Origin of the sequence: Thalassoglobus sp. JC818, assembly GCF_040717535.1 — a bacterium.
Lineage (GTDB): Bacteria > Planctomycetota > Planctomycetia > Planctomycetales > Planctomycetaceae > Thalassoglobus.
Map to the genome: position 1 here is coordinate 44,993 of NZ_JBFEFI010000004.1, position 11,822 is coordinate 56,814.

Annotated in this window: 8 protein-coding genes; 5 read left to right on the forward strand and 3 right to left on the reverse strand. The window is 53.8% G+C overall.

The window, feature by feature from the left end; genetic code table 11:
- Positions 1 to 68 precede the first annotated feature (68 nt).
- Positions 69 to 2,564 carry a tetratricopeptide repeat protein gene (locus tag AB1L42_RS11300; protein ID WP_367054946.1) on the forward strand — a complete coding sequence of 832 codons (2,496 nt, stop codon included), beginning with the start codon at positions 69 to 71 and terminating at the stop codon, positions 2,562 to 2,564.
- Positions 2,565 to 2,785: 221 nt separating this feature from the next.
- Positions 2,786 to 3,682 (forward strand): TIGR01777 family oxidoreductase, encoded by an 897-nt coding sequence (locus tag AB1L42_RS11305; RefSeq protein WP_367054949.1) that lies wholly within the window; start codon positions 2,786 to 2,788, stop codon positions 3,680 to 3,682.
- Between the two features lie 16 nt (positions 3,683 to 3,698).
- On the opposite strand, the gene AB1L42_RS11310 is transcribed toward AB1L42_RS11305, so the two are convergent.
- Positions 3,699 to 5,144 (reverse strand): MFS transporter, encoded by a 1,446-nt coding sequence (locus tag AB1L42_RS11310; RefSeq protein ID WP_367054952.1) that lies wholly within the window; start codon positions 5,142 to 5,144, stop codon positions 3,699 to 3,701.
- A gap of 322 nt (positions 5,145 to 5,466) precedes the next feature.
- On the opposite strand from AB1L42_RS11310, the gene AB1L42_RS11315 reads away from it, so the two are divergent.
- The 3 genes from AB1L42_RS11315 to AB1L42_RS11325 all read left to right on the forward strand — a co-directional run bounded on the left by AB1L42_RS11315 (position 5,467) and on the right by AB1L42_RS11325 (position 8,315).
- The gene (locus AB1L42_RS11315) at positions 5,467 to 6,195 is read left to right on the forward strand and encodes a glycosyltransferase (RefSeq protein ID WP_367054955.1); all 729 of its coding nucleotides are present in this window, start codon (positions 5,467 to 5,469) and stop codon (positions 6,193 to 6,195) included.
- A gap of 57 nt (positions 6,196 to 6,252) precedes the next feature.
- Positions 6,253 to 7,428, forward strand: coding sequence for an ELM1/GtrOC1 family putative glycosyltransferase (locus tag AB1L42_RS11320; protein WP_367054958.1), 1,176 nt, complete (start codon positions 6,253 to 6,255; stop codon positions 7,426 to 7,428).
- Between the two features lie 158 nt (positions 7,429 to 7,586).
- The gene (locus AB1L42_RS11325; RefSeq protein WP_367054961.1) at positions 7,587 to 8,315 is read left to right on the forward strand and encodes a glycosyltransferase; all 729 of its coding nucleotides are present in this window, start codon (positions 7,587 to 7,589) and stop codon (positions 8,313 to 8,315) included.
- 66 nt (positions 8,316 to 8,381) lie between these two features.
- On the opposite strand, the gene AB1L42_RS11330 is transcribed toward AB1L42_RS11325, so the two are convergent.
- Entirely contained in the window at positions 8,382 to 8,900 is a 519-nt protein-coding gene (locus AB1L42_RS11330; RefSeq protein ID WP_367054964.1) for an NUDIX domain-containing protein, read from the reverse strand.
- 71 nt (positions 8,901 to 8,971) lie between these two features.
- Positions 8,972 to 11,554 (reverse strand): hypothetical protein, encoded by a 2,583-nt coding sequence (locus AB1L42_RS11335; protein ID WP_367054967.1) that lies wholly within the window; start codon positions 11,552 to 11,554, stop codon positions 8,972 to 8,974.
- Positions 11,555 to 11,822: the final 268 nt, after the last annotated feature.

Sequence of the window (11,822 nt, forward strand, 5' to 3'; positions counted from 1 at the left end):
ATAAATCTCATCGCAACAATGTGTTGCGACCATTTGAGTAGGCCATCCCCGTCCTACCGAGGGTCGTCATGAATCGTATTGCGCAACTATCACTGACTGGATTCCTGTTCTGTGCGGGCGTCGGATGCCAGTCTGCGAAACTGACCTCATTCCATCCGGGCGACTACCTTCCCTTCTCACGGAAAGACCGCCTGGAGAAACAGGAAGAAGAGGACGTTTCCAAACCGTTGATCTCATCCAAGACATCGACGCAAACATCTTCAGAAACAGGAGATACAGCGTCGACAGAGATCCGCCTCGGGCAACAGGAAATCGCCGCTTGGTACGAAGACCATCGCGACGAACACATCAAAGCTGCGCGGAAGCACTTTGAGAAAGCTCTCGAACAGCAGCCACGCAACAACGTCGATGCCCATCACGGACTGGCAGTTACTGCCGATCTCGACAAGAACTTCGCAAAAGCGGAAAAACACTATCAGATCGCTCTCGCGCTCTCGCCGAAGGACTCGCGCCTGCTCGGGAATCTCGGCTATTCCTATTTGCTGCAGAATCGATTCACCGACAGTCAGCGGTATCTGGAGCGTGCCATTGAGATCGACCCAAAGAATGGTGACGCCATTCGAAACCTCGGCGAAGTTTACGCCCAAACCGGGCGAAGGGATTTGGCACTCGCCACTTACTCAAAAATCATGAGCCCGGCGGACGCTGCGGTTCTGATCAATCAAACTCCTGAGAAGCAGAGTGAAAACTCCGTCTTCGATAAACTGATGGCGAAATCTGATCAGCCAGAAAAGAAAGACGTCACCCAGCAGATTCTCGACATGCGAGCCGAACAAGATCGGCAAACACGTCAGCAGAACCAACCCCAACAGCAGGTTGTTGCCGCAAGCAATGCCGCACTTCCGCAGCATCCTCATCCGTCGAATCAGTTGCATCCGATCCTGACTGCGAACGAGCCAAGCCTTCAATCAAAGTTGGCAGCGATTGATCGAGAACCTTACTCGCAACTGGAAAGCGGACCAGTCGTCATCGATGGTGTAACAGGTGCCCCTCGATATGGATCTCCGCCACAACTCGCTCGGCGGAATTCCGAGATTCTGCAGGCGGCTCACGAAGAAGGTCCTGCGGGATATGGCAACCAGGTCGTTGCAGCCAACCTGCCTGACGCTCGTCACATCCCAAAGCCAACCATCGACCAATACGAAGCAATTCCTTCACAACCGATCATCCAACAGGCAGCGTATCACGAATCCAGTGTCGCGATTCATACGGACAGCGATCTCGTCACCGACTATCAAGATCAGCTTCGCCGTCCATGGAATGGAACGGCTCCAGCGTCCAATCGTCCGGTTCCATCGAACGGAATGCCAGAGGCAGCGTTGAACAGCCAACAACACATGGCAACCAATAACGAGACGTTGAACCAGCAGCATCCAATTCCGCCGACTCCAGAGCCTCAAGATTCCGATCCGTTTCGAAATGCCAGCCTCGTCGCAGCCCGCCTCGGAATGGGATTACCACGTTCGAAGACATCTTCAACGAAACTGATCAGCGTACAGAACAGTGCTCCGAAACAGGTTCCGGGATCGAACTCGCACTGGAATGGTTCAGAGTTCTCGCAACCAGAACGCTTCCTGCCGACAGACGTTGCCCCGCTTGACCTCAAACAAGCGCACAATTTGAGTGACACGAACAAGTCAATGAACAGTTCACTCGGCCAACAACTGCCGGAGACTTCAGTCGGACAAACGCATCCACTCCAAGCTGCAACACAGTTCGGAACAGCGTCGCGATTCGAAAATCCATCTTCGAACACGGTCATTCCATCTCCGTGGGATCAACAACAATCAAAACCGAGCGCTCGTCCGACCTCTTCAGTTTCCGTGGCTGATCAATGGAATGCTGAGAAAGAGGCCTTCAGCCAACAGCTCAATCAAGTTGTTGAAGAAGGTTCTCAGAACCGACCTGTTCACGTTTTCGAATCAGAGAGCGCGCAGGCACAGATGCAATCCCCAGCGACTTACGGGGGAATGACGACAGCCGGTCCTGACCATGTCACCCCGGAGCCGTATTCGTCACGGCAGAATTCGCCTGCCACGCTCAGTCAAAGTCATCCACTCAACCTGAAGTCTTCATCAGGAACAGAGCGGACATCGAATCAACTCTCCTCATACAAGCGAGCGACGAGTTCCTCAACGTCCAGCGGAACTTCGCCAGGTATTCGACAAGCCAGCTACGATGCAGTCGAACCAACATCGAGTGCCTCAGTATTCGCGAATCGATCGAGTGATCCATCTATTCAAACTCCTCCTCCGTATGGAATGGTCGTCACTCCAGACCCGGAAGCTGGACAAACTCCTCCCGTCCACACACTCCACTCTGGACAACATCAACTCGACTCAACGAGCAGTGGCGCCCCAGCGACAGATGCACCACGCATGCGTCTTCTGCCTGCTGAAACTTCCGAGGAAGCGACTCCATTGATCCGCACGCCTCAACACTCGCTTCCAAAGCAACCTGCTCCGGAAGACTTCCGCCCATTGATTCGACCATCTTCACGATGATCGGATGAAAGGCGACGCAATGAGTGTTTAAGGACTTCGCATGACGTCCGTTCGTGCTCTCTCAGTTCAAGAAACAGATGCCTTCGAGTAGTCACTCCGAAGCCATTGCATACAATTCAAACTCAGAGGGATGGCCTCTCTTCCCCGAATCGAAGTCGCGTCGATGACGTCGTTTCGGAGAAGAAGTCAACGATCTTCGTGATTCGGAACTTTGGAGTTGAATGATGCATGTCTTTGTGACTGGAGCGAGTGGACTTGTCGGTGGCTACCTTTGTCCCATGCTGGAACAGTCTGGTCACAAGGTGACGTGGTTAACTCGTAAACAACCGTCCGATCCTCACGAGCGGCAATGGGATCCGAAAGCAGAGAGTCTTCCCCGAGAAGTCCTCGAGGGGTGCGACGTACTTGTTCATCTCGCTGGTGAAGGCATCGCCGAAGGACGTTGGAACGAAGCGAAGAAGAAGCGGATTCGGGAGAGCCGTGTCCACTCCACAAAACTTCTCGCGAAGGCACTCACGGAACAGGAAAAAACTCCGACCGCCTTCGTCGTCGCGAGTGCGATCGGCTACTACGGCGACCGTGGGGACGAAGTCCTCACCGAAGAGAGTAACGCGGGCTCAGGCTTTCTGGCCGATGTCTGTCAGGAATGGGAAGCTGCCGCAGACCCAGCGAGAGAGGCTGGCATTCGCACAGCCCACATTCGCACTGGACTTGTTCTCGCCAAAGAAGGCGGAGCACTACCTTCGATGCTGACTCCCTTCAAATTTGGAGTCGGAGGGGTGATCGGCAGCGGCGATCAGTACTGGAGTTGGATCTCAATTGAAGATATCGCCCGGATCTTTCAATTCGCAGTCGAAGACGAATCAGTCTCTGGCCCGGTCAACGGAACCGCTCCTCAACCTGTCACAAATCGTGAGTTCACCAAAACTTTAGGGAAAGTGATCTCGCGTCCGACCGTCCTGCCGCTCCCCGGGTTCGCTGCCAAGATTGTGCTTGGCGAAATGGCAGAAGCCCTGATTCTAGCGAGTTCGCGAGTCCTTCCGGAACAAGCTGATAAGCACGAGTTCAAGTTCTCGCATCCGGACCTCGAACAAGCTCTCCAGTCATTGAAACTCTGAGAATCTAATTGCGAATTCAACTTGCTTCCGACGAAGTTGGCTCATCAGAAGTCGTGTCGGCCGAGGCGTTCAATCGCTGAACTTCTGTCTTGAGTGAGAAGAAGGAAGCCCCACCTGCGAGCATCACAACAGCTCCCAACCAATATGGTCCGGTGGGAAAGTTTTTCTCGATCGTTAATCCGGCAATCGGCCCCAAAATTCTCGCGAGCGATGACAGGCTCTGGCCAACCCCAAGGACTCCTCCCTGCTGATCATTCGAGACCAGCCGCGAAAGAAGTGACTGTAGCGACGGAGCAATGAAGCTGAACCCGATCACGCAGATCGGAAGGACTGAATACAGAAAAGCTGTTGAGCCAAGATCGCCTGCCACTCCAATCAGGGCCAGACCGACCGTCATCAATACAGCTCCGATCAATGCCATCTTGTATTCGCCCACCTTCGGAACCAGTCGTCTGACGAGAATTCCCTGACTGAGGGTCAGAATCAGTCCAATGTAAGCGAACACATAGAAGTTGTACCGTGGAGAGACACCAAGTCGTTGGGTCAGCAACGACAGCGAACTCTCGAATTGGGCCAGTGCGAGTGTCGAAAGAAAAATTCCGAGCAGAACAACGGCCACCGATCGCGTCTTCAGCAGTGTTTGGAACTGCTTCACATCCAACCAGTGACTCGAAGCAGGTTTTGACTCCGGATTGAGGGATTCCGGTAATCGAAACACCGCAAACAACAGAGCCAATCCTGACAACACTGCCGCCACGTATCCGGGCGCAGCACTCGGAACGGGATTAATCCGAGTCGGATCATGTTCAATGGCCGACCGCAACAGCGCTTCGTCATCATTGCCCAACGGGGCGATCTCTCGAACTTCTTGAACGACAGTGTCTACGTTGGGAACTTCTGCGAAGTCATAGCTCTCGACAAACCTCAGTTGTTCGGACGTCAAATTGACCACAGGATCTGCCGAAACGAAAGCTGCCCCGATGAGCGGTCCGAACGTAAAGCCAATTCCGAAAGCTGCACCAATCAGAGCCATCCCCTTCGCTCGATCTTTTGGACCAGTGCAGTCCGCGATGTAAGCCTGGGCTGTCGAAATCGTCGCTCCAGCGATTCCAGCTCCGATGCGGGTGAGGAACAGCCATGTCAGTGCACTCAGTCCCAGCAATGTTCCCTCACGCCCGAGCGAAGTCGCTAGGCCGAACAACGCATAAGAGACCGTCGACCCGACAAGCCCCACGATGAGCACCGGACGACGACCAATTCGGTCAGAAATCCGTCCCCAGATCGGCGCGAACAGGAATTGCATCGCTGAGAAAGACGCCATCAGCATCCCCAGTGGGAACCCTTCGGCATCAAAGTGGCGGCCATATCGTGGCAACAGCGGCATCACGATCCCGAATCCGAGGAGATCGATGAAGACCGTGACAAAAACGAGAAACAGACCAGCTTTTCGAGGTGCAGACACGATGGCAAGATTGCTTTTTCAGGGACAGACGGATTTGGGTTTGCGAAACAGTAGAGACATTTCTGCTCGGTGTCGAATCATCACCAGTTCTCATGAAACCGAAGACTGTTTCCTCTCAGAAGCGAACGGGTTCTCTCCTCATGCCCAAGTCGGCTTGTAGCGGTCGATGCTCAATCGAATCGTTCCGCATTCATCCGGAAATCGATGCTGCGACAGTGGTTTCAATTCGATCTTGCATTGATGGAACGCACAGAAGTAGACTCAAAAATCCGCCAGACTGAACCAGGAACGGCTCGAGCTGGCGATCGCCCGGGAGCAGGACATGGATGTCATTGACCGTAACGTCATTTGTATGAAATGGGGACGCAAGTACGACGCGACCTATGTGAACAAGCTTCACAGCATGGTCAGTCGCCACTTGACTCTGCCGCATCGCTTCATCTGTTTCACTGACAACGATGAAGGGTTTCATCCCGATATCGAAGTCCTCCCGATGCCTGAGCAAGATCTGACCAAGGGCACGAAAACCGGGGCATGGAACAAAGTCTACAACTTCCGCCCAGAACTCGGCGACCTGCGTGGGCAGGCTCTTTTCCTCGACCTTGATGTGATCATTCTCCAGAACATCGACTCCTTTTTTGAGATCCCCGGATCGTTCTGCGTGATTCGAGAATGGGATAAATCCTCCCAGGGAACCGGAAACACCTCGGTTTATCGGTTCGACATCGGTGCTCACACTCACGTCTACGAAAACCTGATCGAACACAAAGCCGAGATTTGCGGAAAGTACCGCCGCGAACAGGCTTACGTCACGGAGAGTATCGCAGCGAAAAGCGAGATCACCTATTGGCCCGTCAACTGGTGCCGAAGCTTTAAGAGACATTGCCTGCCTCCCTGGCCGCTGAACTGGATTCAGCCTCCAACGATTCCGGATGATGCCAAAATCCTGATTTTTCACGGGGACCCAAAACCCGAGGATGCCATTCACGGAAGCCGCTCCAAACTCCGTCGCATTCAAGCAACTCCGGCGCTCGCCGATCACTGGCGATAGATTTCGTCCCCATCTTGTCACATCCATTCTCTGAAACGTCGCACCAGGATTTTCGCTGTGGAATCAGAAGCCGCATCTTCTGAAACGACTGAATTCACGATCCCGTGCGATTCTCAAGCTCGAATTATTGCGCTGCACAACGGAAAGATCGGAAACGACACCCATGTCCTCGCGATCGCTTCGCTGATTGCTGAAGAGATTCACGGTGAGGTGGAAGTCGTTGACGTGAAATTTCGAGCTCCGATCCTGGCATGGGGGCTCAGGCGAGCCCTTCGGTTTCAGTTCGTCGAACGGCTGATGCAACATCCTCGAGTTTGGAACTGGTTCTGGCGAATCGCATTTCGCGGAGCATTTCCTCTCGGACGACCTCCAAAGCTGGTATGTGGAACTCTCGGCCGAGGCGAAATTCCAAACGCCGTACTGACCCGCTACTGGAAGTGCCACAGCGTTCACATCGGGCGTCCCTGCCGTGTCGATTCTGGCGAGTTTTCAATGGTGATTACTCCTCAGGGAGTGAACCCTGAAGCCGGTGAAGTTCCACTTCCGGTGGCACCGACACAAGTCAGCTCGAAATCACTTGATGAAGCTGGCGAACGTTTCCGACAGGAGGTCGAACTTCCGAACAGAGTCTGGGCGATGCTCGTCGGTGGCGACGGCGGTGGATACCGCTGGTCGGAGCGAGACTGGGAACGCCTCGCCGATGGAATCAACAACGTTGCCGCTCAATTCAACATTCAATGGGTTCTGACAACATCTCGAAGAACCGGCTCTCGTGCGGAAGCGATTCTGCAGTCTCGAATCTCACCCAATTCGATCGCTCACGCGGTTTGGTATGCTGAGAATCCTCAACGGATCATGAGTGCGTATCTGGGAGCATCAGAGCGAGTCTTCGCAACCGAAGAAAGCATCTCGATGTTGTCTGAAGCGATCGTTTCACAACGCCCGGTCTACGCACTGACTCCGGACCGGGCACCTCAACGCACAAAAGCCTATACATTCGCCCAACATCAGTCCGAGCAGCGCCGACTGATTCGTCTGAGCACCCAAGAATTCGCAGCCGCACATTCCGTGAAGGAAGACGTGACCGAATTCCAAACGCTGCGGGAACAATGGGAAGAAACGGTGCTGCATCACATACGAATTCGATGCCCAGAGTTGTTCACAGTCGCTGCCGATCAACGATCGGAAAATGAGACACACGACAAGCCCCCGGGTATCTCATCTGCTGCATGAGAGAATCCTGACATCGGCGAGCAACAGAACAAACAACGAACACAATGAGAATTGGTTTTCGCAGGCCGGCTTGAGCAATCAACGCGAAAACATGTCAATCAACACGCAAGACTGAATACACAAGCTAGAGCAACTTGCTCTCAAGAAGGAACCGTCCAGTGAGCGAGACGAATCGAAATGTGATCTGCATGAACTGGGGCACTCTCTACGGTGCCAGCTATGTGAATCGCTTGTATCGCATGGTGCAGCGGCATCTCACACTCCCCCACAACTTCTACTGTTTCACCAACAACGATCTCGATCTCGATCCCGGAATCAAACGACTTCCCCTCCCCGCCGATGACCTGACCGAAGGTACAACCACCGGAGCGTGGAACAAAGTCTATAACTTCCGCCCCGAGCTCGACGGAATCACCGGCCAGTGTTTATTCCTCGACCTCGACATTCTGATCATCGACAACATCAACTGCTTCTTCGAATTCGGGGAAGGGTTCTGTGTGATCAAAGAATGGACCGACCCCAATCAACTGATCGGCAACACATCCGTCTACCGCTTCGAAGCGGGGGGACATGCTGAGGTCTACGAATACTTCATTGAGAATCGTCAGCAGATTCAAAGTGAATTCCGCCGCGAACAGGCTTACGTCACCGGCAAGCTCAGAGAAATTGGCCCCGTGACATTTTGGCCGCAAGAGTGGTGCGTCAGCTACAAACACGACTGCATTGCGCCATGGCCATGGAACTGGTTCCAAGCTCCGAAAATCCCCAGCGAGGCGAAGATCATCGCATTCCACGGAAGACCAAAACCGGAAGAAGCGATCAATGGAACCTGGGTGAAACTTCGTCGCGTCAAAGCTCAACCCGCGCTGAAGAAACACTGGATCTAGCGGAGAGTGCTCGAACGGGTTTGAATCAGCGAGCGACGCATCAAACCTCCGCGAGACTCTTAATCGTCATTCGGAACGATCCGCCATCCCGTTCTGTTCGGCCCACCATTGAAACAGTTCTCGAAATGGTGGGGTCAAGAGGTCTGGCGTCTGCTGAAGTCGCTCCATCAGTTTGCCTGGAGCTTCGAACCACAGATCGGCGATTTCATTCGGATCGGGAATCGGAGGATCATCCGTCACCAGTTCATAGAGCACAGTGTGTTCGTAAGCGGTCTCCGGTCCTGCCGGGAGTTTGACGAGAAACTCAAGCTGGCCGGAAAGTTGCAGTTCCTCTTTGAGTTCCCGCACAGCAGCTGTCAGATAGTCCTCACCTGAGTCGACATGCCCTGAAGCGGACGATGTCAAACAGTGCGGATACTGATCTTTGAGAGCGGTCCGCTGCTGAATGAGCAACTCACGCTTTGTGTTCCAAATCCAGATGTGAACAGCACGGTGCAGAAGATTCTCCGCGTGGACGACCGAACGGGGAGCTTGCCCGATGACGTTGTCATCCGAATCGCAGACATCAAAGACTTCTTCCACCATTGCATCGACTTTTCTTTGACCACGACATGACCGGGCTGCTGCGACTCGTAGCGAGCATCTGATGAGATGATCTATTCCAATCGCCGGACTTTCAAATCGTCGACGTCGGCAATCCCGGATCCGCGCAACTCTAGACGAATTCTGAACTCGCGGTCTTCGTCGATCTTCCGCATGAATTCGACCTGCTGCCAGTCTTCGCTCGCTTTGCGAAGGTGTGTGGCACCATGCAATCCGACAGTTGTGTCGTAGATGACGAGTTCGTTTCCGATGTCCTGCTGTGTTGGAGCGTATCGAACACGAGCGGAGACGACGACCAAATCCCCCGCTGCGACCGGGATTCCCGGACCGGTCAACGCAAAGAAGTTCCCGCCCTGGTTGGCAGACTGCATCCGCAGAAATGTCCTCTGAGAAGCAGCATCGTAATTGAGTTCGACCAGTTGCAGGCCGTTTCCGGAAGAGTCTTCGAGCCAGTCCTGCTGCACATCGGCCTGATTGTCAAAGTCACCCGATGAGAGAAGATTCTGCGTTGTGGAGGTTCGATCTTCCAGTTCTCGCATCGTCAGCCAGTGTTGTGGCAAAGTCTGGAACCCGGTTGCATCGAGACTTGCGGTCGCAACGGGAAGTTCCTGAACGGCGGACTCCCAATAGCGTCGCTGCAAAACCCGTAAGTTTCTAAGCGTACGACGAGCGGCGGCATATGCATCCGCATCATGTCCCGCAGCCAATGCCTTACGAGCGTTCTCGAGATTCTGATAGGCATACTTCAGGACAAGCTCAGCATCGGAAACTGCAGGAGCGAGTTCGACAAGCTCAGCATGAACGTTCGAGACTCGTTCGAATTTCTGGGCAGCCATCGCAACAGTCGATTGTGCGGCATCTGTGCGATAAGTCCGGCACGCACGACGAATTTCCTCGATCGCAGACGGTTTGCTCGTCACCACAATGGCAGTTTGCTGATCGAATTCCTTCAAGTGAATTTCGGTACCGCCAGGAACGCGAGAAAGCTCAAGGTTGGATTGTGTGATCCCCGTCGGTGTGACTTCCCAAGCTTGCATCACGTCCGCCCTCAGCAGCATCCGGATTCCCTTCACTGCCTGAGCACCGGGAACAAACTGTTCGTCTTTTTCGTACCAGACAGGGAGAATCAAGAAGCCGTCATCGCATCGAAACACGGAAGCCCGAATCTCTGAATTCGCCCCCAACGGCTGTCCGCCAGCGGCATCAATTGGTTGATCCCAGCGTGTTTTCAGCGGGCTGAGTAAGCTCGCCGTCTGTTGGGGGAACGAGTCATTGGTGCGAACGATCAAGTCATCCACAACCCTGCCTGTTGCCAGCCACGACTCGAGAATTCGACAATGCAGCGCGAACAATCGAATCGCATGAATTCGCTCATCAAGCCCAACGGTTTGTTGATCAAGGGGAATCTGTTTCCAGAATCCGATCCCTTTGTAACCTGCTGCGAGGGCTGCGTATCCCTGATGAAGAATCTGCTCTGGCTCGACGATTGGCGAGGCACCCGGCTCACGATTCTTTCCAGAATACGTCGAAAGTGCTTCGGTCTGGACGAAGGTGAACATCGGCTTTCCGGGAAGCGCTGCGTTTCGGCTTCGCTTCAGAATTTCGACATGATCAGCCACCGGCAGATCGCTGTGAATTGCGAAGCGGCTGCTGCCGAGAAAATCGACCTGACGATGGAAGGACCTCTCCTGTCCAACGACATCCGCGAGGATTGGCCGACGGAATTTGCGATCGGCGCCTCGGACCTGATTTGACCAGCCTTGCAGATATCGAACATCGTCTTCCGGAATCGCGAACCCGAACATCCACGCCCAGATCGGCTCCGTCCAGGATTCGAATGTTGGAATCCCCTGTCGATGAAGAATCGCATCTTCGGTCGTTGGCTGAGGAGGTTGAGCAATCGCGCCGATCCCGATTTGATCCAGTGCTTCCAAAATGGCGCGATCGGCGTAGTCTTCGATCCACAGCATGTTCACGCCGGTCGACTCGACTTCTTTCAAACTCTCTCCATGATAGAGCGTGAAGACCGGGAAGAACGGACGGTCATCTTTCATGACTCTGTCATCCGTCACCGTCAGACGAGGCTGATAAATGTCCGCCGCTTCGGGTGTCTCGATCAGATTCTCAGGAGTCACGATCGGTCCGTGACGCAGCGTATCGATCTGTAGAACCGAGCCTGCAGCTGGCACATCGAAGACGAGGGCGATCTGATCGACATAGGCTTCTCGCGTATCGATCGTCCCACCCGACAGCAATCCCGCGAGTTGTCCACGGGCTCGGATGATTCGATTTCTGACTTCTTCATCAGAGGTGGAACAGACAAGTTGCTGCCATTGCCCGGATTTCGAATAGACAGTTCCGGGAAAATCGATCGACAGAATTTCTTTCGTCCGCGGATCGATTTGATTCGGAAACCGAATCCGGAGCATGAACCGTACGTTCTGGCAGTCGGTCCTCACCCAGACAGACGTTTTGAGTTCGTCAAAGACGTACGACGGAACGACGCGCATTTCGAGTCGTTGGTCGAGGAGAATTCGGTTGCTTTCAAAGATCCACTGTTCACATCCGGCCCCAGAATGCGGTCCGAGGTCTGTGTGACGAGAGTCTGTCACGACGGACCGCAGCACTTCCGACACCGCTGCCCATCTCAATTCCCCGTCTTCAAAGTCAACCAGTGAAAGCCGCGACGGGCTCTTTTCTTCCGCCTCCTCAATGACGACTGGCTCCGGCTGTTGACTAGAAGCAACATTCGCGCACAAGACGAACAGACAGATGCCAATTACAGGATTTCCCTGAGGGAACCGACGAAAAACCAAGGAAATCAGTGCCTGGAGCGTGGATGTTGATTCAAAATTGCAGAACCAGCGAGAGGGACACTTGTGTTTGATCGTTTCAGTTTGGCAA

Bases quoted from the DNA above. Each gene is read 5' to 3' on its own strand.
- AB1L42_RS11300 (WP_367054946.1), top strand. From the start codon at position 69: ATGAATCGTATTGCGCAACTATCACTGACTGGATTCCTGTTCTGTGCG.
- AB1L42_RS11315 (WP_367054955.1), top strand. From the start codon at position 5,467: ATGGATGTCATTGACCGTAACGTCATTTGTATGAAATGGGGACGCAAG.
- AB1L42_RS11330 (WP_367054964.1), bottom strand. From the start codon at position 8,900: ATGGTGGAAGAAGTCTTTGATGTCTGCGATTCGGATGACAACGTCATC.
- AB1L42_RS11305 (WP_367054949.1), top strand. From the start codon at position 2,786: ATGATGCATGTCTTTGTGACTGGAGCGAGTGGACTTGTCGGTGGCTAC.